At 64.7% G+C, this 23,731-nt stretch carries 18 protein-coding genes and 1 pseudogene; 13 read left to right on the top strand and 6 right to left on the bottom strand.

Features of this window, described 5'->3' with window-relative positions:
- Positions 1-171 precede the first annotated feature (171 nt).
- From QO034_RS07540 to QO034_RS07560, 5 genes and pseudogenes are all read left to right on the top strand, one after another.
- Positions 172-552, top strand: a complete 381-nt coding sequence (locus tag QO034_RS07540; RefSeq protein WP_284484899.1) for a PepSY domain-containing protein — start codon at positions 172-174, stop codon at positions 550-552.
- 38 nt (positions 553-590) lie between these two features.
- Positions 591-1,061: a DUF2271 domain-containing protein gene (locus QO034_RS07545; protein WP_284484900.1), complete on the top strand. Its 471-nt coding sequence runs from the start codon at positions 591-593 to the stop codon at positions 1,059-1,061.
- A gap of 11 nt (positions 1,062-1,072) precedes the next feature.
- Complete coding sequence (locus QO034_RS07550) at positions 1,073-3,274, top strand: PepSY domain-containing protein (RefSeq protein ID WP_284484901.1); 2,202 nt, start codon at positions 1,073-1,075, stop codon at positions 3,272-3,274.
- The gene (locus QO034_RS07555) at positions 3,255-4,235 is read left to right on the top strand and encodes an FAD:protein FMN transferase (protein ID WP_284484902.1); all 981 of its coding nucleotides are present in this window, start codon (positions 3,255-3,257) and stop codon (positions 4,233-4,235) included. Before QO034_RS07550 ends, QO034_RS07555 begins: the two co-directional genes overlap by 20 nt.
- A 5-nt stretch (positions 4,236-4,240) precedes the next feature.
- Positions 4,241-4,564, top strand: a pseudogene (locus QO034_RS07560) (heavy metal translocating P-type ATPase); the annotation flags it as partial.
- A gap of 265 nt (positions 4,565-4,829) precedes the next feature.
- Here the strand turns inward: QO034_RS07560 and QO034_RS07565 are convergent.
- From QO034_RS07565 to QO034_RS07575, 3 genes are read right to left on the bottom strand one after another with little or no spacing between them, the layout of a single operon-like run.
- A complete protein-coding gene (locus tag QO034_RS07565; protein WP_284484903.1) occupies positions 4,830-5,834 on the bottom strand; it encodes an META domain-containing protein in 1,005 nt (334 codons plus the stop codon).
- Positions 5,835-5,881: 47 nt separating this feature from the next.
- Positions 5,882-6,781, bottom strand: a complete 900-nt coding sequence (locus tag QO034_RS07570) for an alpha/beta fold hydrolase (protein ID WP_284484904.1) — start codon at positions 6,779-6,781, stop codon at positions 5,882-5,884.
- Positions 6,778-8,154 carry a M20/M25/M40 family metallo-hydrolase gene (locus QO034_RS07575; RefSeq protein ID WP_284484905.1) on the bottom strand — a complete coding sequence of 459 codons (1,377 nt, stop codon included), beginning with the start codon at positions 8,152-8,154 and terminating at the stop codon, positions 6,778-6,780. Before QO034_RS07575 ends, QO034_RS07570 begins: the two co-directional genes overlap by 4 nt.
- Before the next feature lie 518 nt (positions 8,155-8,672).
- On the opposite strand from QO034_RS07575, the gene hemA reads away from it, so the two are divergent.
- The 3 genes from hemA (at position 8,673) to ispG (ending at position 12,464) form a co-directional block, all read left to right on the top strand.
- Positions 8,673-9,896, top strand: a complete 1,224-nt coding sequence (gene hemA / locus QO034_RS07580; RefSeq protein WP_284484906.1) for a 5-aminolevulinate synthase — start codon at positions 8,673-8,675, stop codon at positions 9,894-9,896.
- A gap of 123 nt (positions 9,897-10,019) precedes the next feature.
- Positions 10,020-11,267: a helix-turn-helix domain-containing protein gene (locus QO034_RS07585; RefSeq protein WP_284484907.1), complete on the top strand. Its 1,248-nt coding sequence runs from the start codon at positions 10,020-10,022 to the stop codon at positions 11,265-11,267.
- A gap of 75 nt (positions 11,268-11,342) precedes the next feature.
- Entirely contained in the window at positions 11,343-12,464 is a 1,122-nt protein-coding gene (gene ispG, locus QO034_RS07590) for a flavodoxin-dependent (E)-4-hydroxy-3-methylbut-2-enyl-diphosphate synthase (protein ID WP_284484908.1), read from the top strand.
- Between the two features lie 108 nt (positions 12,465-12,572).
- On the opposite strand, the gene QO034_RS07595 is transcribed toward ispG, so the two are convergent.
- Together QO034_RS07595 and QO034_RS07600 are read right to left on the bottom strand one after the other, a co-directional pair.
- Positions 12,573-13,322: a DsbA family protein gene (locus tag QO034_RS07595; RefSeq protein ID WP_284484909.1), complete on the bottom strand. Its 750-nt coding sequence runs from the start codon at positions 13,320-13,322 to the stop codon at positions 12,573-12,575.
- Positions 13,319-14,719: a M48 family metalloprotease gene (locus tag QO034_RS07600; RefSeq protein ID WP_284484910.1), complete on the bottom strand. Its 1,401-nt coding sequence runs from the start codon at positions 14,717-14,719 to the stop codon at positions 13,319-13,321. The genes QO034_RS07595 and QO034_RS07600 overlap by 4 nt, the downstream gene beginning before the upstream one ends.
- On the opposite strand from QO034_RS07600, the gene QO034_RS07605 reads away from it, so the two are divergent.
- The 3 genes from QO034_RS07605 (at position 14,718) to QO034_RS07615 (ending at position 19,821) form a co-directional block, all read left to right on the top strand.
- Positions 14,718-15,863 (top strand): pyridoxal phosphate-dependent aminotransferase, encoded by a 1,146-nt coding sequence (locus QO034_RS07605; protein WP_284484911.1) that lies wholly within the window; start codon positions 14,718-14,720, stop codon positions 15,861-15,863. The genes QO034_RS07600 and QO034_RS07605 overlap by 2 nt on opposite strands.
- Positions 15,864-15,951: 88 nt before the next feature.
- Positions 15,952-17,172: an N-acetylmuramoyl-L-alanine amidase gene (locus QO034_RS07610; RefSeq protein WP_284484912.1), complete on the top strand. Its 1,221-nt coding sequence runs from the start codon at positions 15,952-15,954 to the stop codon at positions 17,170-17,172.
- Positions 17,173-17,268: 96 nt separating this feature from the next.
- Positions 17,269-19,821, top strand: a complete 2,553-nt coding sequence (locus QO034_RS07615; RefSeq protein WP_284484913.1) for a penicillin-binding protein 1A — start codon at positions 17,269-17,271, stop codon at positions 19,819-19,821.
- 32 nt (positions 19,822-19,853) lie between these two features.
- Here the strand turns inward: QO034_RS07615 and QO034_RS07620 are convergent, their stop codons facing one another.
- Positions 19,854-21,308, bottom strand: a complete 1,455-nt coding sequence (locus QO034_RS07620) for a M20 family peptidase (protein WP_284484914.1) — start codon at positions 21,306-21,308, stop codon at positions 19,854-19,856.
- A gap of 243 nt (positions 21,309-21,551) precedes the next feature.
- Here QO034_RS07620 and prfB point away from each other — a divergent pair, with 243 nt between their 5' ends.
- Both prfB and QO034_RS07630 read left to right on the top strand, forming a co-directional pair.
- Complete coding sequence (gene prfB, locus QO034_RS07625; RefSeq protein WP_284484915.1) at positions 21,552-22,673, top strand: peptide chain release factor 2; 1,122 nt, start codon at positions 21,552-21,554, stop codon at positions 22,671-22,673.
- Positions 22,674-22,765: 92 nt separating this feature from the next.
- The gene (locus QO034_RS07630) at positions 22,766-23,668 is read left to right on the top strand and encodes a hypothetical protein (RefSeq protein ID WP_284484916.1); all 903 of its coding nucleotides are present in this window, start codon (positions 22,766-22,768) and stop codon (positions 23,666-23,668) included.
- Positions 23,669-23,731 lie beyond the last annotated feature (63 nt).

A 23,731-nucleotide genomic window follows, 5' to 3' on the forward strand; every position in this document is an offset into this window, starting at 1 on the left:
GCAACGGACGGGTGGACGGTACGGGATCGTGCCAACAAACCTGAAAGGCCGGCTGCGTCAGCTGGCCTTTTCCTTATCTGACAGGAAGCTGAAGCCGAAATCGCGCCGCTGTCAGGAAACCCTCAGGTCGGCCCTCCAGATAGGTTTCAGCAGACCAAAGGAGACCCTGCCATGAAAATGACCCTGACAGCATTTGCTCTTGCAGCGCTTCTGCCCGCCGGTGCCGTGCTTGCCGATGATGACGATTGCAAAGCGCCCCGCGACACCTGGCAGCCGCGCGAGGCCGCGATGAAGATGGCCGAGCAAAACGGCTGGACCGTGCGCGACTTCGAGATCGACGATGGCTGCTTCGAGATCGAGGGCCGGGACCGGGAAGGCCGGGAGATCGAGGTGAAGCTTGATCCGGCGACACTGAAGGTTGTCGAGATGGACTACGAGGATGACGACGACAACCGCGGCGGCGCCCGCAATCCCGCGCCCGCCGGTACCGTCGCGCCGCCGCAGAACGGTCTCTTCGGCAACGGCGCTCCGCCGCAGGTTCAGGTGAACTGAACCGTTCTGCAGCACTTTCCCGAACAAGGATCAGCCCGATGAAATCGCTTCTTGCAACGCTCGCGCTCACCACCGCGCTGACGCTTCCCGGCGTCGCCATGGCGCGGCCGGTGACGCTCACCACGACCCTCAACAACTACGGCGGCGACGGGGCCTATCTCGCCCTCTACGTCACCGACGCCTCGGGCGCCTATGTTGGCAGCCTCTGGATGGCCGGCGGCAAGTCCAAGTACTATGAACATCTGAGCGACTGGTACCGCGCCACGGGCGGCGACACCGCGCAGGTGAACGGCATCACCGGCGCCAGCGTCGGCGCGGGGCGCACGCTCGAGATCACCCTCGACCTGGCCGACGCGCTCTTCGATGCCGGTTATACGCTCCACATCGACGCCGCCGTCGAGGAGATGCGCGACAGCCCGAACGAGGTGGCGGTGCCGCTCACCGCCGATGGCGCGGGCACGCCGGTACGCGGCCGCCGCTACATCGCCAGCTTCGCCTACGACATGTGAGGAGCGGGTCCATGATCCGTGCGTTTCATCGCTGGCCGGGCCTTGTGGCCCTCGCGTTCCTCACCATACTCGCGCTGAGCGGTGCGGCGCTGTCGGTCTTTCCTGCGACCGAGCGCATCGCCGCGCCGCAGGCGCAATCTGAACTGACGGTCGCCGCTCTCGCGGACCGCATCCAGGCCGTCTATCCGGGCGTCGAGCAGATCCGCCGCTCGCCCTCGGGCCGGATCACTGCCTATTGGTTCGATCAGGGTGCACCGGGTGCTGCCGTGATCGACCCGGCGACGGGTGAGGGCGTGGCCTCGGCCGACCCGAACCAAGCCCTTCGCTGGCTCACCAACCTGCATCGCTCGCTGTTCCTCGGGGACGGCGGGCGCATCGCCATGGCCGCGGGGGCTGCCGCGATGCTGGCCCTATCGCTGTCCGGCGCGGCGCTGGTCGCGCGGCGCGCGGGCGGCTGGCGGCACTGGTTTGCGCCCCTGCGGGGGCCGCTTGCCGGACGGCTGCACGTCGAAATCGCCCGCATCGCCGTGATCGGCCTCGTTCTGTCCTCTACGACCGCCCTCTGGATGACGGCGTCCACTTTTGACCTTCTGCCAGACGGCGGTGCCATGCCAGCCTTCCCGTCCGAAGTGAGCGGTGAGACGGGGGCTGCGCTCAAGCAGATGAGAACCTTGCAGCAAACACCCGTCACGGAACTGCGCGAACTGAGCTTTCCATATTCTGGCGACGCGACAGACGTCTTCACGCTCAAGACCGACCGGGGCACCGGATATCTCGATCAGGGCGACGGGGCTCTTCTGGCCTGGGCCGACCTTGCGGGATGGGAGCGCGTCTCGGAAACCATCTACATGCTGCACACCGGGCAGGGTGAGGCGACGCTCGGCCTCGTGCTCGGGCTCATGGCGCTTGGCGTGCCCGCGATGGGCGCGACCGGCGTTCTGATCTGGCTTGCCGGGCGGCGGGGGCGCATCCGAGGCAATCAACCCGCAGGGCGGGCAGAGACGATCCTGCTCGTCGGCAGCGAAGGCGGCAGCACCTGGGGTTTCGCCGCGACGCTGCACGCCGCCCTGACCGAAGCGGGGCAGAGTGTCCATGTCGGGCCGATGTCGGCCTTTGAACCGCACCGATACGCCGAGGCCCAGCGGATCATCGTGCTGGCGGCGACCTATGGCGACGGCGCTGCGCCGGCCTCGGCGAAGGGCTTTCTCGACCGGCTGAACGATTCCGACCCGGCGCCGGACATTCCTCTGGCCGTGCTCGGCTTTGGCGATCGCAGCTTTCCGGCCTATTGCGCCTTCGCCAGGACAGTTACGGCCACGGCGCAGGCGAAAGGCTGGCGTGAGCTCCTGCCGCCGGACATCATCGACCGCCAGTCGCCGCAGGATTTCGCGCGTTGGGGCCGCGCGCTCGGGGAAATGCTTGGGATCGACTTTGAGCTGTCGCATCGACCCGTTCCGCCGAAGACCGAAATGCTGGCCCTCGTCTCGCGACGGGACTACGGCGCCGAGGTGCAGGCCCCGACCGCCATCCTCCGCTTCGCGCTTCCGCGAGTCTCGCTCTGGCAACGACTGCGAGGGGCCGGGTTCGCACGGTTCCAGGCCGGCGACATGATCGGCGTTCTGCCTGAGGGGAGCGCCGTCCCGCGGCTCTACTCGTCGGCCTCCGGGCGCCGCGACGGTTTCATCGAGATCGTCGTGAGAAAGCATCCCGGCGGCCTGTGCTCGGGCCAGCTCGTGGCGCTGGAGCCGGGCGACACGGTGACCGCCTTCCTCCGCCACAATCCCGCTTTTCGTCCGGGCCGGGGCCGGACGCCGCTGATCCTGATCGGCGCCGGGACCGGCATCGGGCCGCTTGCGGGCCTCATACGCGGCAATGCGCGCCGCAGGCGGGTCCACTTGTTCTTCGGCATGAGACATCCCGCCAGCGACTTCCTCTATGGCGAGGAATTCCCCGCCTGGAAGGAAATGGGGCGTCTGACGCGCCTGGTCACGGCCGTCTCGCGCGGGGCGCGGCCTCATTACGTGCAGGATGCCTTGCGCGCCGAGGCCGCTCAGGTCGCGGAGCTTATCCGCGACGGAGCCCGCGTGATGGTCTGCGGCGGGCGCGAGATGGCGTCGGGGGTGGCCGATGCGCTGGTCGAGATCCTCGCTCCGACAGGGTTGACGCCGGCAGTTCTGAAGGCGGAGGGGCGGTATGTCGAAGATGTCTACTGACCTGCGGCGCCGCGCCCTGAACGGCCCGACCATGGGAACGCGCTGGTCGGCGCTGTTCTACGCAGATCTGACCGTCGATCCCGACCGGATCCGTGCGGCGCTGCAGGCGGCCGTGGACGAGGTGGATGCCCAGATGTCGACCTGGAACTCGGGCAGCGACCTGATGCGGCTCAACGCGGCGCCGGAGGGCGATTGGGTGGCGTTGCCCGAACGCCTGCGCGCGGTTCTGGGTCTCGGCCTGGACATCGGGCGAGCGTCGCACGGGGCGTTCGATATCGGCATGGGCGATGCGGTGACGGCCTGGGGCTTCGGGTCGGACACGGCAGCATCCGGGGCCATCCGCGCGGCGATGGGCGCATGCCGTCGACCGGCGCATGAGGTGCTGGACATCGACGGCGCCCGTGTGCGCAAGTCCGCGCCCGTCACACTGGACCTGAACGGCATCGCCAAGGGCTACGGCGTCGACCGGCTGGCCGATACCCTGCGCGACTACGGGATCACAGACGGACTCGTCGGTATCGACGGCGAGATGCGCGCGACGGGGTTCCGGCCGGATGGCGAGGCATGGACCATCGCGGTCGAGGCCCCGGACACCGCGCGCCGGGCGCCGCATTCGATCCTCGCGCTGCAGGATGCCGCCGTCGCGACATCCGGCGATTACCGCCACTGGGTCGAGGTGCAGGGACGCCGCCTGTCGCATACCATGGACCCGGCGCGCGGCGCGCCGCTGATCGCGTCGCCGGCCTCCGTCACCGTGGTGGCCAGCACCTGTGCCGAGGCCGACGCCTGGGCGACGGCCCTCATGGTGGCCGGGCCCGAGAGAGGGGCGGCACTCGCACGAAGACGCGAGCTCGACGCCCTGTTCCTGCTGCGCGGTGATGATGCAGGCGTTAGGGGCGTGGGAGTCGGGCGGCTTTTCCGCGAAGAGCCGGCGGCGTTCGCCTCGGCCCGAGGAAGATGAGCCGTATGGAAACGATCCGGACCGATCGCGTCAAGACCGCTATCCCGTTCGTCGCGGCGGCCGGCCTGGTTGCGGGACTTGCATTCCGCGCCGTGGGTGGACCCGACATCGCAAACCTTGTCTGGATCGCCGGTGTCGTTCCCGCACTTGCCGCGCTCTCGATGTCGGCGGCGCTGGTCTTCGGAGAGACGCTGGCCGCTTCGGTCGTCGCCGTCATGTATGCCGGCGGCACCGTCCTCGAAGCCTGCGCCGAGGGCCGTGCCCGGCGCGAGGCATGACCTTCTGTCCCGCGTCCCCGGACCGCGTCCCGGCATCGGAACGGGGGGCTGACGACCGCCTCGTTCCGCGACAGGTCGGCTACGTCCAGTTCCTGCCAGGCCGGGTGCCGGTTCCTTTTCCTCCCGCCATACAGCCCTGATCCCGATCCCGTCGAAATGGGCTTCTCGAAATTCAAGGCTTCTTCGGAGGATCGGCGCCCGCACCTTCACCGATATGTTCGATGCCATCGCCCGGGTTTGCGGTCTCTACGCACCGGAAGCATGCCGGAACCACTTCACGGTTGCCGGATATGCCTCAGATCAATGGCGGGACGCATTAGCGACGGGCGGTGATCGACTGGTCCCCGGCGTTTGTCAGGGTCATTGCGCCGGTCGCATCAAAGCTGACCGTCACGGGGCCGGAAAGAACCTGGAAGAACTTCTGCTCTTGATCGCCGAGCGCCGGCACGCAGGCCATCTGCGTTGATGCCAGCGGGCCGAAGGTCAGGGTATCGCCTTCGCGGGTGTAGCTGCCTGTGTACTGGTTGCAGCCGCCGCGCCCGGACACGCGCCCGTCCGGAGTGAATTCAAGGCTGGTCATGGCGTTGTCGACGGTGCCGCGCCCGTTGATGTCCTCTACGCGCCAGACGCCGCCGGTGATCTCCGTCGCCCTGGCGGTCTGCTTGATGCATTCGGTTTCCAGTCCACCGGTCTGCAAGAGCGCGCTGGCACCTTTGTCCCAGAACGCGAGCGTGCCGTCTTCGGCCGCGTATCGCGCGCCCGATGCGGACCGGGCCGGCGCGAGGTCGCGGGTTTCTCCGTCGATGACAAGCTGAAGCGCATTCGGGCTGAAACGGGCTGAAACGATACGGTCGCCGCAGACATAGGTTGCCTCGGTCATACCGGCAGGGGCCGCGACCTGCACCAGCATGAGCATGCCCAGGTCGTTGACGGCAAGCGCCGGATCGACAGGGATGTGGGTGTCGGTGGTCCAGCGCAACCCGCCTTCAGCGTCGCGGATCGTCGCCCGCAGGGCGTAGCGGCCGCGTTCGTCCATCTCTTCGGTCGGCACCTCCAGCGAGAACGGGATCGGCACCTGTCCGGCGGCGATCGAGGCTTCGGCCAGCACCTGAGCGGGCGCATCGGCGCGGGACACGTCGCTGACGGTTACGGTCGCGGTGCTGCCGGGCAGCAGCGCAATACGCTGGCGATAGCTGATCTGTCCGGTGACGGTGATCATCGCCGATTCATTCGACCAGGCCGGCGCGGCAAGGGGCAGGGCGGCAAGCACCATCGCCGCGGCGAGGCCGGCGGGAAGCAGTTGCGAAAGTCTTTGCATCATCTGTGTTCATCTTTCCGGGTCGTGATTTCGGTCGGGACCAGTGGCATTCAGATGGGGTCGGGGCGCGATCCTGCAAGTCCCGCCAGGAAATCCGCCAGCACCTCGGCGGTTTCCGCGGGGTGCAGATCGGGAAAGAAATGCCCGCCCGGCAAAGCGCGCGATTGCATGTCCGTCAGCCGGTCGGACCAGGTGCCGGGCACGTCGTAATATTTTGCCATCGCTCCGTCGATCCCGTAGAGAACCAGCGCCGGGCAGGTGACGCGGCGCGTGAGATCGGCGGCGTCATGTTTGAAATCATGGCTCAGCGCGGCCCGATAATCGTTGCACATCGCGGCGATGGTGTCCGGCCAGCGCCAACTCTGGCGATAGGCAAACAGTGCCGCCGGGTCGAAGTCATCGAGGTCGCACCCGCCCCATGCGGTCAGGCAGGTTTCGAAATACCAGTCAGGGTCATGGCCGATCAGGGTTTCGGGAAAAGGCGCGGGCTGGGCGAGGAAGAACCAGTGGTAATAGGCCGCCGCGACGTCCTTTGGCAGGTCGTCCAGCAGCAGATGCGTCGGGACGATGTCCATCAATGTCAGACTTTCGATGCGTTTCGGCGCATCCAGCGCCAGCCGGTGCGCGGTGCGCGCGCCCCGGTCGTGGCCGACGAGATGGAAGCGGTCAAAGCCCAGTTCCGTCATAAGGGCAAGCTGGTCCGCGGCCATGTTGCGAAAGCTGTAGGCGTCCGCCCCTTGGGGCTTGCTGCTGTCGCCATAGCCGCGCAGGTCGGCCGCGATGACGGTATACCGGTCGGCCAGGAGCGGCGCGATGCCGTGCCACATCGCCCGCGTCTGCGGAAAACCGTGCAGCAAGAGCACGGGAGGACCGTTCCCGGCGCGGGAATAGGCGATGGACTGACCGTTCACCTCGGCCAGCGCATCGTCAAAGCCGGGCAGAGCCGTCATGCGCGGGTCAATGCGTCCAGAATCCGCGCCCAGCTGCGGATGCCCTTGTGGAAGCTTTCCATGTCGTATTTTTCGTTGGGGGAATGGATCTGGTCGTCGTCCTTGCCGAATCCAATCAGCATCGGTGTCGTGCCGAGCAGGTTCTGGAAATGTCCGGCGATGGGGATAGAGCCGCCACACCCGATATAGGCTGCCGGATCGGGCCATTCGTCGCTGAGCGCGGCGCGGGCGGCTTCGAAGGCGGGGTTGGTGGTTTCGAAAACGCCGGCCTCGGAGGCGCCATGGCCGGAGAATGCGACGGAGCAATCGGGCGGCAGCATGTCCGTCACCATCTTGCGGAACGCCTCGCGGATTGCCAACGGATCCTGGGAGCCGACGAGACGAAAGCTGATCTTGGCGCTGGCCTTGGACGGCAGCACGGTCTTGAACCCGTCGCCGGTGTAGCCGCCGATGATGCCGTTGACCTCGCATGTCGGTCGCGACCAGATCATTTCCAGCGGTGTCCGGTCGACTTCTCCGGCGGGATGGGACAGTCCGACGTCGTTCAGGAACCGCGCGTGATCGAAGGCGAGCCCCTGCCATTGCGCGCGCAGGTCGTCCGGCAGTTCGGAAACGCCGTCATAAAATCCGGGCACCGTGACGCGCCCGGCGTCGTCATGCAGCGACGCGATGATGCGGGCCAGGACCCGGACCGGGTTGATCGCGATGCCGCCATACATGCCGGAATGCAGGTCCTTGGACGGGCCGGTGATCGTGATCTCTTCGCCCAGAAGCCCCCGCAACATGGTTGTGATCGCCGGAACGCGGCTGGCGAACAGGCCGGTGTCGCAGATCAGCGCGAGATCGGTTTTCAGTTCGTCGGCATGTTCCCGCATGAAGGGCACGAGGCTGGGCGAACCGCTTTCCTCTTCGCCCTCCAGAAAGAACGTCAGCTTGCAGGGCAGCGACCCGTGCACCGCCTTCCAGGCGCGGCAGGCTTCGATGAAGGTCATCAGCTGGCCCTTGTCATCCGCGGAACCGCGCCCGCGGATGACGCGCCCTGTGGGCGTGTCCTGCACCTCGGGGTCGAACGGGTCGCGATCCCACAGGTCCAGCGGATCCACCGGCTGCACATCGTAGTGGCCGTAAAACAGAAGATGCGGACCGGGTCCGTCCAGATGTCCGACGACCATGGGATGCCCCGGCGTCGGACGCTTTTCGGTCGTGACCCCAAGCCCGTTCAGATCGGCCACCAGCCAGTCCGCGGCGGCGTCGCAATCCGCCTTGAAGGCGCGGTCGGTGGAAATGGACGGGATCCGCAGCAATTCCAGCAGCCGGTCGGTGGCGGCCGGCAGGTCTTGGTCGATGCGGGACAGGACGTCGGTCAGGGACATTGGGCAACCTCATGCAGTGATGAGTCAGACCGTATCAGCGCCGTTGGCTGTGTCCAGCCCATGCATCCGGCGGGTCCAGCGCGGTCAGGCCGGGACCCGATACCGGGCAACAAAAAACGGCCGGGAACGGGCGGGATGCCCCGTCTCCGGCCGCTGCGATTCAACCCCGTGACGGCCCTTGCGGGACCGTGGCGGCGCACCCGTCGGATCAAAACCGATCCTTGCGGTGGCCCGGGGTTTGAAACACGAACCATTCACCAAACAAAAAAACGAAATCTTTACCTTCCCACATGGGACAGGGTGTCAAACTGCGCGGTTTGCAACAAGTCCGGTATTCCAGACCTTGCCGTGTGCGGGTGCATGACGGGTTGGATTGATCCAGATCAAGGCTGCGACGTATGGTCGTTCGATAATCGGTTGAACAAGCGACGGAGCGCCTGTAATTATTCCAAAACGTGAATGCGGTTACTGCACCGCCAAGCTGCCGCCGGATTCGGCGCAAACAGATGGAGGAGCCGGTGGACTACACCGCTGAACTCGACGCGGCGATCGATCGCCTGCACCAGGAAGGCCGCTACCGGACCTTTATCGATATCGAACGCCGCAACGGCCAGTTCCCGCATGCCGTATGGACCCAGCCCGATGGCAGCTTTCGCGACATCACCGTCTGGTGCGGCAACGATTACCTGGGGATGGGGCAGAACCCGGTCGTTCTGAATGCGATGAAGGACGCCATCGACGCCACCGGCGCCGGGTCGGGCGGCACGCGTAACATTTCCGGCACAACGGTCTATCACAAGCGGCTCGAGGCCGAACTGGCGGACCTGCACGGCAAGGAAAGCGCGCTGCTGTTCACCAGCGCCTATATCGCCAACGACGCCACCCTGAGCACGCTGCCCAAGCTGTTTCCGGGTCTGATTATCTATTCCGACGAGCTGAACCATGCCTCGATGATCGAGGGCGTGCGCCGCAACGGCGGGGCCAAGCGCATCTTCCGCCACAACGACGTGGCGCACCTGCGCGAGCTGATGGCGGCGGATGATCCTGCCGCACCCAAGCTGATCGCATTCGAATCGATCTATTCGATGGATGGCGATTTCGGCCCCATAGAGGCGATCTGCGATCTGGCGGATGAATTTAATGCTTTGACTTATATCGATGAAGTCCATGCCGTCGGCATGTATGGCCCGCGCGGCGCGGGGGTGGCGGAGCGCGACCGCCTGATGCACCGGCTGGACATCATCAACGGCACCCTGGCCAAGGCTTTCGGCGTGATGGGCGGCTATATCGCGGCCAGCTACAAGATGTGCGACGCCATCCGGTCCTATGCGCCCGGTTTCATCTTCACCACGTCGCTGCCGCCCGCGGTCGCGGCTGGCGCCGCCGCGTCGGTGGCCTTTCTCAAACAGGCGCCGGAGCTGCGCGAAAAGCACCAGGCCCAGGCCAAGATACTGAAAACACGTCTGAAAGCGCTCGGGCTTCCGATCATCGATCATGGCAGTCACATCGTTCCGGTGATCGTCGGGGACCCGGTCCATACCAAGAAGCTCAGCGACATGCTTCTCAAGGACCATGGCATCTACGTGCAGCCGATCAATTTCCCGACCGTGCCACGCGGCACCGAACGGCTTCGTTTCACCCCATCGCCCGTGCACGGGCCGGATGAAATGAACAAGCTGGTGCGCGCGATGGACAGCCTGTGGTCGCATTGTGCGCTGAATCGCGCCGAGTTGAGCGCCTGACCCCAAGCCTGTGTGCAAAATCCTTGCGCTGTGTTAGCATTGTCGAAAGAAAAGCGTGAATGAGTCGAGGGGACGACTCCACACGCTGCGACGGACCGCAGCAGGCGACATGGGGCAGCAGGCATGATCGGGCGCAAGGGACAGCGCAAACCTGAAACAGACGACGTCGACGTTGTCAGACCCAAAGGGTTTGACGACTTCGAATTGCGTCTGGGTGACACCATGCGCGGCGAACGCGCCACCATGGGCAAGTCTTTGCTCGATGTGCAGCGGGAACTGCGGATCAAGGCGTCCTACATCGCCGCGATCGAAAACTCCGACCCGTCTGCGTTCGACACGCCGGGCTTCATCGCCGGCTACGTGCGGTCCTATGCCCGCTATCTGAACATGGACCCGGACGAAGCTTTCACCGCGTTCTGCGCCGAAAGCGGGTTTTCGGTGGCCCACGGAATGTCCGCCGAAGCCTCGGTCGTCAAGAAATCGCTGGGGGTCGCCCGCGCCGGTGACGGGGCAAAGGCGAAATTCGCCGTGCGCGACCCTTTCATCACACCGAACACGCCGTTCATACCATCCAGCGATGGCGTGCTGAGCCACCTGGAACTGCGGGGCATTGGCTCCATCCTGGTGCTCGTCGCCCTGATCGGAGGGATCGGATACGGCGGATGGTCGGTTCTGAAGCAGGTTCAGCAAGTTCAGCTCTCTCCCGTCGAACAGACGCCCATCGTCCTGTCGGATCTCGATCCCCTGAACGGCGCGATCGCGCCGGAAGCGACCGAAGACGGCGAATCTTCCGGTTTGAATACGCCGCGGGCGGAAGCGCTGGATCGCCTGTATCGCCCGCAGGCGCTTGATGTGCCGGTTCTGACGGCGCGCGATGCACCGATCTCGACATTGGATCCGCGCAGCGTCGGCACGTTCAGCCATCCGGACCTGCCGGACATGATTGTCGCCGAAGCGGTTGACGAATTCGAACCGCGCCGTGAAGCGGCGGTGCCGCAAGTCGTTGAAACCGCGGTCCAACAACTGCGCATGGTGGCCGTGCGGCCGTCCTGGGTCCGGGTCAGGGCCGCGGACGGCACCGTCATCTTCGAAGGTATCATGGAAGGCGGCCAGACCTATGACGTGCCTCTGACGGAAGAACCGCCGACCCTGCGGGCCGGGGAATCCGGATCGATCTATTTCGCTTTGGCGAACGAGCATTTCGGCCCGATCGGCGCACGCGGCACGGTCACATCCAACGTGCCCTTGTCCATCGAAGCGGTCAGGGAACGTTTCGCGGTGGCCGATATCGAACAGGATGGCGACCTGGCCCGCATGGTGGCCGAGGCGCAGACGCTTTCCCAACAATCCGGGCCGGTCACGCAACCCTGACCGTCTCGGCATTGCTGCACGCTCCGGTTCGGGCTATCTGTGCCGCAGACACGAACCGGAAAAAGAACGCCTGACATGTCGCTGAATTCGATCCGCCCCTGGCGCAACATCTACCGTCGCAAGTCCCGTCAGATCATGGTCGGCAAGGTGCCGGTGGGCGGCGACGCGCCCATTGCGGTGCAGACGATGACCAACACGCTGACCACCGATGTGGCCGCAACCGTCGCGCAGGTCCAGGCGGCGGCCGAAGCCGGCGCGGACATCGTGCGCGTGTCGGTGCCCGACGAAGCGTCATCGAAAGCGCTGAAACACATCGTGGCCGAAAGCCCGGTGCCGATCGTGGCCGACATCCATTTCCACTACAAGCGCGGGATAGAGGCCGCGGAGGCGGGGGCCGCCTGTCTGCGGATCAATCCGGGCAATATCGGCGATGAACGGCGGGTGCGGGACGTCATCCAGGCGGCGCGCGATCACGATTGTTCGATCCGCATCGGGGTCAACGCGGGCAGCCTGGAAAAGCATCTGCTGGACAAATACGGTGAGCCCTGTCCGGACGCGATGGTGGAAAGCGGACTCGCGCATATCCGCATCCTTCAGGACAACGATTTCCACGATTTCAAGATCAGCGTGAAAGCGTCGGACGTGTTCATGTCCGCCGCCGCCTATCAGCAGCTGGCAGAGGCGACGGATGCGCCGCTGCACCTTGGAATCACCGAAGCCGGCGGACTGACCAGCGGCACGATCAAGTCGGCCATCGGTCTGGGCAACCTGCTCTGGATGGGGATTGGCGACACGATCCGGGTGTCTCTGTCCGCCGACCCGGTCGAAGAGGTCAAGGTCGGGTTCGAGATCCTGAAATCGCTTGGCTTGCGCCACCGTGGCGTCAACATCATCAGTTGCCCAAGCTGCGCCCGGCAGGGCTTTGACGTGATCAAGACCGTCGAGGCGCTGGAAAAGCGATTGGAACACATCAAGACTCCGATGAGCCTGAGCATCATCGGATGCGTGGTCAACGGGCCGGGCGAAGCGCTGATGACCGACGTCGGCTTTACCGGCGGCGGCGCCGGCAGCGGCATGGTCTACCTGGCGGGCAGGCAGAGCCACAAGCTCAGCAATGAACAGATGCTGGATCACATCGTCGAGCAGGTGGAAAAGAAGGCGGCGGAACTCGACAGCGCGGCCGAGGCCGCCGAATAGAGTTCGTAACCGGCCGCCGCCGGCAAACCCGGTCGGCGGCCGGGGTTCCGGGGCGTCAGACGGCCGTCATCCGGCGGGTCATGGCGGCGGCGCTCTCCGACACGGCCATCATCTGTCGCGTTTGTCCGCCACGATCAACTCCATCTGGTCGGCGGGCAGATAGCCCCGCAGCAACTCGTCTTCCAGCACGAAGGTCGGCGTGCCGCTGATCTGCAAACGCTGCGCCAGAGCGCGGGTGGCGGCGATTTCCTGCGTGACCTCTTCGCTGTCCATTCGGGCCAGTATCGCGTCGCTGTCCAGCCCGAACCCGTCCGCGAGCCGGCGCAGCGTCACGTCGGTCAGGTCGCTGTTGATTTCCATCAGAGCGTCGTGAACCTGTTTGTAGGCCTCGTCTCCGGCAACATGCCGGGTCGCGATGGCGAATCTGGACGAGATCATCGACGCTTCGCCCAGGATCGGGAATTCCTTGACGATCACCCGGATATTACCGTCGTTTTCCAGCAACTTGGCGACCTCCGGCTTGGCGCGGCGGCAATAGCCGCAACGGTAGTCCATGAACTCCACCAGCGTGATGTCGCCATCCGGGTTTCCGCCGACCCAGGAAAAACCGTCATTGAAAATCTCGTCGGCGTTCGCCTGCACGAGGCTGACGTCGGCCTCGGCCTGCGCGGTGGCCTTGCGTTCCTCGAGCAGGTTGACCGCTTCGATGATGATCTCGGGATTGTCCATCAGGTAGGCGCGGACCTCGGCGCGGAACGCCTCGCGTTCGGCGTCGGTCATGGCGGTGAGATCGGCGGCGCAGGCCGATCCCGCCAGCAAGGCAAATGCGGTCAGGGCGGGAGCGGCTAGGCGGATCATCGTTTCTTCCTCTTGTTTGCGTGTTCGGATGCAATGACCACATCTTGGGCGCGCTGCCAAGGTGCAGAGCCGCGCGGTAACAGGGTTGTGGCCCTTTGTGCCTGGCGCGCCGCGTCTTCCATGCGCCCTTCGAGCGCGTGGCGTTCCGCGGTCGTGAGCGCCGCCATCCCGGTTTCCCCAAGCCTGGCATAGGCCAGTGCCAGATCGCGCATCACCCGCGCATCGCGGAAATCCCGCGATCGCGCTTCTTCCAGCGGGCCGAGCGCGGCCTTGGGCTGATCCGCCGCCAGAAGCGCCCGGCCATAGCTGCCCTGAATGAGCGATTCGCGCGGGGCAAGCGCGACGGCGGTCCGGTAGGCGTCCAGCGCGGGTTGCAGTTGCCGGTTCTCCAGCAGGATCTGCCCTTTCAGTTCGTGGTAATACGCATCGTCGGGGCGGGCGGCGATGGCGGCATCCATGGCCTTCAGCGCCGCTTTCAGATCGTTGTTCCGGTGATGGGCGATGGCCTCGCGCATCAGACGCACGTCCGCGTGGGGTTCCTCGGGCGCCCGGCGCAGCGTCCATTTAGGCGCGCGTGTGAAGGCGGACAGTTTGCCCTGTACGCGTGCGAACCAGTAGGTGTCTTCCGGCTTGGACGGCGGGGCGACCGGCTGAGCGGCCACATAGCTCTCTGCGACGCGGATCCGGTCCTGGGTCAAGGGGTGGGATTGCATGTAGGGATCCTGCCGGCCGACGCTGAGCGCTTCCTGTCCGGCGAAAGCCCGGTGCAGATCGACCAACCCCTGCGGGTCGAGTCCGGTGCTGGTCATGTAGTGCGCGGCTGACCTGTCGGCGGCGGATTCTTCGGCGCGTGTGTGGACAAAGAACCCGCGGAGCGCCGAAGACGCCGTTCCCGCGGCGATCCCCCCGGCAGCGCTGCCCGCGCCCGCGGCGGCGGCGGCGACGGCAAGTGCGGCACCCAGCCCGGCAGCCGTTCGGGCGCTGCGCAGGTTCCCCATGCGCCGCGCGATGTGGCCGTTGGAAATATGCGCCGCTTCATGCGCGATCACCGCTTGCAGCATGGCGGCGGACTGCACCTTGAGGATCAGGCCATGGTGCAGGAACACGGTCTGGCCATCGACGACGAACGCGTTGAGCGAACTGTCGTCCACCACGAGCACCCTGACGCGCTTCGGATTGAGGCCCGCCGCCCGAAGCACCGGTGCGGCAAGTTCGGACAGCCCATGTTCGATATCGGGGTCGCGCAAAAGCGACGCGGCGGCCGCCTCCGCGGCCGTGACGACATGCGTCGCGATGGCAAGCGCCGCGACGGCCACGCGGAACCGATCGACCACAAGCATTGACGTCAGTCGGGATAATCGGTCAAACCACATGGCCGCACCATGGGAGAAGCACATGCGAAACTCAATCCGCTCCAGGGTCGATCCCTTCATTGTGATGGACGTGATGGAAGCGGCGCGCCGCGCCGAGGAATCCGGGCGGCGCATCATCCATATGGAGGTCGGTCAGCCCGGAACCGGGGCACCGAAAGGCGCGGTCCGCGCCCTGTCCGGCGCGCTCGGAACCGACGCCTTGGGCTATACGGTGGCGCTGGGATTGCCGGCCCTGCGTCGCCGCATCGCGCGGATGTACGGCGAATGGTATGGCGTCGATATCGATCCGGAGCGCGTGGTGATCACATCCGGGTCTTCCGGCGGCTTCATCCTTGCGTTCACGGCTCTGTTCGATACCGGCGACAGGGTCGGGATCGGCGCGCCGGGGTATCCCAGCTACCGTCAGATCCTGCGTGCGCTGGACCTTGTGCCTGTGGACCTTCCAACCTCGACCGAAAACCGTCTTCAACCGGTTCCCAGCGACTTCGCCGGATTGGACTTGGCCGGGCTGATGGTGGCGTCGCCCGCCAATCCCACCGGCACGATGCTGGACCGCGAGAGCATGGCCGCGCTTGTCGAGACGGCCCATGGGCAGGGCGCGGCCTTCATCAGCGACGAGATCTATCACGGCATCGAATACGAGGCCAAGGCGGTCACGGCCCTGGAACTGACCGACGACTGCTACGTCATCAATTCCTTTTCCAAGTATTTCAGCATGACCGGCTGGCGGGTCGGCTGGATGGTGGTGCCGGAGTCCCATGTGCGCGTGCTGGAGCGGATCGCCCAGAACATGTTCATCTGTCCGCCTCACGCCAGCCAGGTCGCTGCCCTGGCCGCCATGGACTGCGAAGAGGAACTTGAGGCAAATCTGGCGGTCTACAGGATCAACCGCGACCTGATGCTGACCGGATTGCCGCGCGCCGGGTTCACCAGGATCGCGCCGCCGGACGGAGCGTTCTATGTCTATGCCGACGTTTCCGACCTGACCGATGACAGCCGCGCCTTTGCCGCCGAGATCCTCGAAAAGGCCGGCGTCGCGGTGACGCCCGGACTTGATTTCGACCCGGAGCGCGGCCACAAGACCTTGCGGTTCTCCTATGCGCGCGCGACCGGGGATATCGAAGAGGGATTGGTCCGGCTGGCGCGGTTCATGGCTGCGCGGCCCTGAAAATCCGTCAGTTCCAATGGCTGCGTTCCGCGGCGAGCCAAGCGGAACGATCCGGCGAGGCGGCGGTTGCGAGACGAAACGGAGACGCATGATAAGACCGCTGATTCTTTTTGCCGCGATCTGGCTGGAGATCGGGATGGCCCAGGCCGGGGATCTCGGTGGACACGCACGTGTGGACGCCGAAAGAAGCCGGATAACCGACGCCTGGTTCAAGTCGGCGCAGATCGACCTGTATCTCAGCCAGGGCGTTCCGTTCCGGTTGTTCACCCTGGATGCGCCGCCGCGTCTGGTCCTGGATCTGCAGGAGGCGGACTGGACCGGTCTGCGCCCGGAGCGGTTTCTCGACAGCGAGAGGGTCACGCAGGTCCGGTTCGGTGACTATCTGCTCGGCTGGTCCCGCCTGGTCCTGGAACTGGACGGGCCGATGTCCGTTTCACGGGCCGACATGACGCTCGGTGATGGCACGGGCGGCGCGCATCTGACGGTGCGTTTGCAGCCGGAAACGCCCGAAGCCTTTGCCGCCGGTGCGGGCGCGCCCCTTGATCCGCGTTGGGATTTGCCCCCGCCCGCCGAAATACCGGCGGTTCCGCCACGCGGACCGAACGCCCCCCTCGTGGTGGTTCTGGATCCGGGACACGGCGGGCTTGATCCGGGGGCGGAAACCGATACCGTGAACGAAAAAACGCTGATGCTGACCTTTGCCCGCGAATTGCGGGATCTGCTGGAGCGCAGTGGCGGGTTTCACGTCGTGCTGACGCGCGACACCGACCGGTTCGTCTCGTTGGAACAGCGGGTTTCGATTGCCCACCAGATGGGCGCGGATGTGTTCCTGTCCCTGCATGCCGATGCGCTGGCCGAGGGGATGGCGCATGGGGCCACGGTTCATGTTCTGGCGCGGGACGCCTCTGATTCCGCCAGCGCCAGGCTTGCCGAACGCCACGATCGCGCCGACCTTCTGTCTGGCATCGATCTGAGCGATGCGGACGACGAAGTGACCGGCGTTCTGCTGGACCTTGCGCGGCAGGAAACACGGCCGCGCACCGAGGCGCTGGCGAAAGAACTGGTCAGGTCGATGGCGGAGGCCGGCGGGCCCATGAACAACCGCCCGCTGCGCCGGGCCGCGTTTTCGGTCCTGAAAGCCGCCGACATCCCGTCTGTCCTGATCGAGATCGGATTCCTGAGCAGTCCGCGCGACCTGCGGAACCTGCGGGACCCGGTGTGGCGGGCCGGCATGGCGCTTGGTCTGCGCAACGGTTTGCTGGCCTGGCGCGACGCGGACATTGCGTTGCGACCGCTGATAAGGCAGTAGGAGCCGCAGCGTCAGGCGATTTGTCGCCCGCTTGTGTTTTGACCCTTGCGTGTCGGCTCCCTATATTGGCAACAGCGCGCGAGTAGAGGCCCCAGTGTGATCCGTTTTATTCTATCCTTCTTCGGAGCGATCTTCACGCTCCTGACTTTGGGCGTGGCAGTTGTCGCGCTCAGCATTGGCGCCGTGTTCTGGATCTATGGCCGCGACCTGCCGAGCCATGAATCTCTGGCGCAATACAAGCCACCGACGATCAGCCGCATCTATTCCGGCGAAGGCCACCTGATCGACGAGTTCGCGCAGGAACGCCGGCTGTTCGCCCCGGCGAACGAGATTCCCGATCTGGTGAAGCAAGCCTTCATCTCGGCCGAGGACAAGAATTTCTACAGCCACAAGGGTTATGACACGCGGGGCATCGCGGTGGCGGCCTTCGAGGCGGTCAAGTCGCGCGGCCAGAACGTGCGCGGGGCCTCGACCATCACCCAGCAGGTGATGAAGAACTTCCTGCTGTCGGCCGACCGCAAGATCGAGCGCAAGATCAAGGAGATCATCCTCGCCGCGCGGCTCGAAGAGACATTGGACAAGGAACAGATCCTGGAGCTGTACATGAACGAGATCTTTCTCGGGCAGAACTCCTATGGCGTGGCGGCGGCGAGCCAGACCTATTTCAACAAGACGCTGGCCGAACTGGCGCCGCATGAGGCGGCGATGCTGGCGGCGATGCCGCAGGCGCCGAGCAAGTATCACCCGGTCTTTGCCAAGGAACGGGTTACGCAACGGCGCAACTATGTGCTTCGTGAGATGTATGAGAACGGCTATCTCGACCGCGCCACCTATGAATCCGAGGTGCAGCAGCCGCTGCGTTCGGTGCAGAACGGCGATTTCGAGAGCTTCCGGAACGCGCTGCCGCCGCGGGATTATTTCACCGAGGAGATCCGGCGCCAGTTGCAGGAGGAATTCGGAGATGGCGAGTTCTTCACCGGCGGGTTCACCGTGCGGGCGACCATCGACGAGGAAATGCAGAAGGTTGCCGCGGAGGCGCTGCGCGACCAGCTTGAGGAATACGACCGCGGGCGCGGTATCTGGCGTGGCACCGGCGAGAAGATTGCGGCCGATCAGTTGACGACCGAAGATCAGTGGCGCACGGCCCTGGCGGATGCGGACGTGCCCCGCGACATCGTCCTGGACGGACAATGGCACCCCGCGGTGGTCTTGCAGGTCGGCGATTCGGATGCCCGGATCGGCATCGAAGGCGTCGAAGAGGACGCCGACGGGCACTGGATCGTGGCCGGCGACGTGCAATGGGCGCGCAAGCTGCGCCGGGACGGCACCCTTGCGAGCAAGGCCAAGGTCGCGGGAGACCTGCTCGAGGTCGGCGACGTGGTGCTGGTGCGCGCCATGACCGACGACAAGGACGGGTCGTTCATCCGCTGGACCTTGCGGCAGGTGTCCGAGGTCCAGGGCGGGTTCATGGCGATGGATGTGAACACCGGTCGCGTCCTGGCGATGCAGGGCGGGTTCAGCTACCAGGATTCGGTCTTCAACCGGGCGACGCAGGCGCAGCGACAGCCGGGATCGAGCTTCAAGCCGTTCGTCTACGCTGCGGCGCTGGACAGCGGCTATACGCCGGCGACCATCGTCGTGGACGCGCCGATCGAGATCAACACGCCGCAGGGCCTGTGGCGGCCGCGGAACTCATCCAACAAGTTCTACGGGCCGACTCCGCTGCGCACGGGAATCGAAAAGTCGCGGAACCTGATGACGATCCGGCTCGCCCAGGAAGTCGGGATGTATGTGGTCGCCAGCTACGCCGAGAAATTCGGTGTTTACGACGAGATGGGGCCTTATCTCGCGAATTCGCTCGGGTCCGAGGAGACGACGCTCTACAAGATGGTTGCGGCCTACGCGATGTTCGCGAATGGCGGCGAGCGGGTGGAGCCGACGCTGGTGGACCGGATTCAGGACCGGTACGGGGAAACGATCTACCGCCACGACAAGCGGGACTGCCTCGACTGCAATTCGCCCGCGTTGCAGGCCAACGCGTCGCCGCGCATCCTCTCGAACCGCGAGAGGGTGATGGATGCGATCACCGCCTACCAGCTGACGTCGATGTTGAAAGGCGTGGTGGATCGCGGCACGGCCAGCGGCGTGATCGACCTGCCGGTGCCCACCGCCGGCAAGACCGGCACCACCAACGAAGCGCGCGATGTGTGGTTCATCGGATTCACCAGCAATATCGTCGCTGGCTGCTACATCGGCCATGACCGTCCGCGACCGCTGGGCCGGTCGGCCTATGGCTCCTCGCTTTGCGGACCGGTCTTCCAGTCCTTCATGACCAAGGCCACCGAGAAATATGGCGGCGGGCCGTTCGAAGTGCCTCCGGGCGGTTATTTCATCAAGATCGACCGGTTCACCGGCGGTCGCCTTCCCGACGACGCCACCGGCAACTATGTCGTTGCGGAGTATTTCCGCGAGGGCCAGGATCCGGGCTTCGGGATCACCTATGACGGTGGTTTCGCCATGGGGTCCAACCTGCCGCTGTTCGAAGAGGTCAGCAGCGGCGGCCGCCAGGTCAAGACGTCGACAGGCGGCACGGCGGTGGTCGGACCCAAGGCCAACTTCGGAACCGTCAGTTCCGGCGGCTTGTACTGACGCGCGAAGCGAGCGCGGCCTGAACGCGGCGGTTACTGTTTCATCAGCAGCGATCCGTAGAAGTTTATGCCCCGTTCGAGGTTTTCCACCGACAGGCGTTCGTCGATCCCGTGAAACCGGACCAGGTCGTCGCCGTCGATCTTGAACGGATTGATCCGGTAGGCCGCATCGGACGCCTGCGCATAGAACCGGGCGTCCGTAGCCGCTATGGTCAGACCCGGCACCGACACCAGCGGGCCGAAGGCGGCCAGGATGGAACTTTCTATATCCCGATAACCCTGGGCGTCGGCGTCGGCGACCGGCGAGGCCTCTATCGCGGTCCCGCGGTCGGGGACGATTTCGATGGATTCATCCGCGATCACGTCCCGGATATGGGCCAGGACGCTGTCCACGGTGTCGCGGGGATGGATGCGGAAGTTGATCGTCGCTGTCGCTTCCGTCGCCAGCACGTTGTCCTTGGCAGAGCCGGACAGCATGGTCGGCGCGGTGGTGGTGCGCAGCATGGCATTGGTCGACGGGGCCGCGGATAGTACCCGCTCCAGCACCGGATCGAACAGCCAGCCATTGGCGAACAAGGCCCGTTGCAGGAACGGGAAATGCGGCCCGATTCCATCGAAGAAGTCGCCGGACACTCCGCTCAGACCGCCGGGCATCGGCGTGTTCTCGAGCCGGTGGATCGCGCGGGCCAGGCGTCCGACCGCCGTGACGCGGGGCGGCATGGAGGAGTGGCCGCCTGCGGATCTCGAAATCAGGGTTACGGTCATGTAGCCCTTCTCGGACAGATTGATGCTTGCCACCGGAGAGGCGAGGCCGGGAATGATCCCGTCCAGCACGAAGGATCCCTCATCCAGCGACCAGTCCAGCCGGACCCCGTTTTCGATCAGATGCCGGGCCACGGATTGCGCCCCGGACCCGCCGACTTCCTCGTCGCCGCCAAAGCTCAGATAGACGGTGCGTCGCGGCGTGAAACCGGACGCGATCAGGGTTTCGGTCGCGGTCAGGATGGCGATCAACGCGCCCTTGTCGTCCAGGGTGCCGCGGCCCCAGACGAACCCGTCCGCCTGCACGCCGTCAAACGGTGGATGGTCCCATTGTCCAAGCGAATCCGGCGCCACCGGAACCACGTCATAATGCGCGGCCAGAAGCACGGGTTTCAGCGTCTCGTCGCTTCCCGTCCATTTGAACAGAGGCGTGTGCGCGTCCAGGACCAGGCGATCCATGGCTGCGTGGCTGAGCGGGAAACGCTCTTGCAGGAAGGACAGGAACGCCGGGAAATCCGGAACGGTCATGTCGGTCGAGACGGTCCTGAACCGGATCGCTTCGGACAGGGTCCGGGCGGCGCGGTCGGTATCGGCCCCGAGATCGAATGGATCGGACGAAACGATGTTGCCGCCGGTGTATCGCAGGGTGTTGACAAGGATGACGGTGAACAGGATCGCGACGGTCAGGCCAATCCCCAGGGCAAGGCGCTTCAACAAGGTCCGCATCCAGTTTTCCTTTCGATCTCGTGAAATGGCCCGCGGCGGATCTGAGGGTTCGCTGCTTCCGGCCGATGGCTGGCGGTATCGGGTTCAGCCATAGACCAGTCCCGGCAGTCTCGCAAACACTGCGCCGGTCTCGTTGGCGGACAGCACGAGATGGCGGACCTCGGCATTCATTTCCTGACCGCTTGCCGCGCCCGCGGTGCTGGTCTATCACCGATTGTCACAGACTTGATTGCAGGAACCCGCATGCGCGCCGAGATCCAGAACACCGTTGCCGAAATCGAGAAATCGCTGGAGCTTCTGGCCCAGAGAATGGACTGGGAGACGGCCCCGCACCGACTGGAGGAATTCAACGCACGAGTGGAAGACCCGAACCTTTGGGACGACCCGGAGGCGGCGCAGAAACTGATGCGGGACCGGCAGATGCTGGTCGATGCGATGGAGACCTACAGCGCCATCAAGCGGGATCTGTCCGACAATGTCGAAATGATCGAACTGGGCGAAATGGAGGACGATGCCGAAGTCGTCCAGGATGCCGAACAGGCCCTGAAAACGCTCGCGGTCACGGCCGCCCAGAAAGAACTGGAGGCACTGCTGGACGGCGAGGCGGACGGCAACGACACCTTCCTTGAAATCAACGCCGGGGCGGGTGGCACCGAAAGCTGCGATTGGGCCAGCATGCTGGCGCGCATGTATGTGCGCTGGGCCGAGAAGAAGGGCTACAAGGTCGAATTGCAGGCCGAAAGCGCGGGCGAGGAGGCCGGCATCAAGTCCGCCACCTACAAGATCAGCGGCCACAACGCCTATGGCTGGCTGAAATCGGAAAGCGGCGTGCACCGGCTGGTGCGGATATCGCCGTTCGACAGCGCCGCCAAACGTCACACGTCTTTCAGTTCGGTCTGGGTCTATCCGGTGGTGGATGACAATATCGAGATCGAGGTGAACCCGGCGGATATCCGCATCGACACATACCGCAGTTCCGGGGCGGGCGGGCAGCACGTGAACACGACGGATTCCGCCGTGCGGATCACCCACCACCCCACCGGAATTGTCGTGACCAGTTCGGAGAAATCGCAGCACCAGAACCGCGATATCGCGATGAAGGCGCTGAAGTCGCGTCTCTACCAGCTGGAACTGGACCGCCGCAACGCGGCCATCAACGAGGCGCATGAAAGCAAGGGCGACGCGGGCTGGGGCAACCAGATCCGGTCCTACGTGCTGCAGCCTTACCAGATGGTCAAGGATCTGCGCACGAATTTTGAAACCTCCGACACCAAGGGTGTCCTGGACGGCGACCTGGACGACCTGATGGCCGCGACCCTTGCGCTCAACGTGTCAGGCAAGAGCCGTGCTGAAGCGCAGGGTTAGGGTTGAAAAGAATGCACCCGAATCTCCTTCGAAATTGAACGAAAGAATGGTATCTTTCCCCTATTTTGAAACTTTTTGTTTAGGGGGAAGATATGGCGACGGAAGTATTGAATGTAACATTTGACGGAGTGAATGCTGTTCCGCGGTTGCCGGGATCCACTTCGGTATCGTGGTACGATGCTGGCGGTCGCCAGACCATCGACCGCTATTCGGTCTTTGTCGAAGCACCCGATGATCTGGATGCAACGTTGAATTTCACGGGTTCGAACTGGCGGATTCGAACGTTGCAGGTGGCGGGCGACGATCACATTACGCGGTTCGTCGATCTCGATAACGGTGCCGGACGTGAAATCGAATACCTGAATCTCGGATACAATTCCGAAGTCGATCTGACCTCGACCAAAGTGCGCTACATGAGCGGTTGGGACGGGCAGTTGCATGATATCACCCTCGGCCCGCAGAACGACTGGATACGCTGGATTAATCTGGGTGCGGATGTCAACAAGCTGGACACTTCCGTGGGATGGATTGGTGGCATCGACGTTTACAGAGGACGGGCCGAAATTACGGTCCGCGGCGAAGCCGGCACCATCAATTTGACCGGTTCCGACGATCTCTTGGTCGTCAATGGCGGCCACGTTAAATCTGCGACCCTGGGAAACGGAGACGGCACCGTCATCGTTCGAAATGGCGGGCGTATTACATCGCTGGAGGATTTCGGCGGCACCGGCGATGTCAGGGTACTCAACAACAGCAGGCTGGATAGTTTCCGCGGTGGTGAAGGAGACGTCAACATTGCCCTGAAAGGCACGGGTCGCGCGGAATCGATTCGTGTCTACAATGGCGACTTCACGTTTTCGTCCGAGAACGGAGTCGTTCAATCGATTTATACTTCGGGGGGCTCGTCGGATCTGACTGTCGGGTCCGGCGGTGCGAATAAAGCATTTCGGGGAAACCCTGAGTCGCTGGGGATTCCCTTGAGGGGTCGATTGTGATTCATCCTTTTCAGGAGGATGTTTCATGTCAGCACCACTGCCAGGCGCGCTTCGGACGCGGTT

This window comes from Sedimentitalea xiamensis (genome assembly GCF_030164465.1).
GTDB lineage: Bacteria > Pseudomonadota > Alphaproteobacteria > Rhodobacterales > Rhodobacteraceae > Sedimentitalea > Sedimentitalea xiamensis.

What these genes read in the sequence shown, in the direction of transcription:
- QO034_RS07540 (WP_284484899.1), top strand. Translation starts at nt 172, where the DNA reads ATGAAAATGACCCTGACAGCATTTGCTCTTGCAGCGCTTCTGCCCGCC.
- QO034_RS07545 (WP_284484900.1), top strand. Translation starts at nt 591, where the DNA reads ATGAAATCGCTTCTTGCAACGCTCGCGCTCACCACCGCGCTGACGCTT.
- QO034_RS07550 (WP_284484901.1), top strand. Translation starts at nt 1,073, where the DNA reads ATGATCCGTGCGTTTCATCGCTGGCCGGGCCTTGTGGCCCTCGCGTTC.
- QO034_RS07555 (WP_284484902.1), top strand. Translation starts at nt 3,255, where the DNA reads ATGTCGAAGATGTCTACTGACCTGCGGCGCCGCGCCCTGAACGGCCCG.
- QO034_RS07565 (WP_284484903.1), bottom strand. Translation starts at nt 5,834, where the DNA reads ATGATGCAAAGACTTTCGCAACTGCTTCCCGCCGGCCTCGCCGCGGCG.
- QO034_RS07570 (WP_284484904.1), bottom strand. Translation starts at nt 6,781, where the DNA reads ATGACGGCTCTGCCCGGCTTTGACGATGCGCTGGCCGAGGTGAACGGT.
- QO034_RS07575 (WP_284484905.1), bottom strand. Translation starts at nt 8,154, where the DNA reads ATGTCCCTGACCGACGTCCTGTCCCGCATCGACCAAGACCTGCCGGCC.
- QO034_RS07585 (WP_284484907.1), top strand. Translation starts at nt 10,020, where the DNA reads ATGATCGGGCGCAAGGGACAGCGCAAACCTGAAACAGACGACGTCGAC.
- ispG (WP_284484908.1), top strand. Translation starts at nt 11,343, where the DNA reads ATGTCGCTGAATTCGATCCGCCCCTGGCGCAACATCTACCGTCGCAAG.
- QO034_RS07595 (WP_284484909.1), bottom strand. Translation starts at nt 13,322, where the DNA reads ATGATCCGCCTAGCCGCTCCCGCCCTGACCGCATTTGCCTTGCTGGCG.
- QO034_RS07605 (WP_284484911.1), top strand. Translation starts at nt 14,718, where the DNA reads ATGCGAAACTCAATCCGCTCCAGGGTCGATCCCTTCATTGTGATGGAC.
- QO034_RS07600 (WP_284484910.1), bottom strand. Translation starts at nt 14,719, where the DNA reads ATGTGCTTCTCCCATGGTGCGGCCATGTGGTTTGACCGATTATCCCGA.
- QO034_RS07610 (WP_284484912.1), top strand. Translation starts at nt 15,952, where the DNA reads ATGATAAGACCGCTGATTCTTTTTGCCGCGATCTGGCTGGAGATCGGG.
- QO034_RS07620 (WP_284484914.1), bottom strand. Translation starts at nt 21,308, where the DNA reads ATGCGGACCTTGTTGAAGCGCCTTGCCCTGGGGATTGGCCTGACCGTC.
- prfB (WP_284484915.1), top strand. Translation starts at nt 21,552, where the DNA reads ATGCGCGCCGAGATCCAGAACACCGTTGCCGAAATCGAGAAATCGCTG.
- QO034_RS07630 (WP_284484916.1), top strand. Translation starts at nt 22,766, where the DNA reads ATGGCGACGGAAGTATTGAATGTAACATTTGACGGAGTGAATGCTGTT.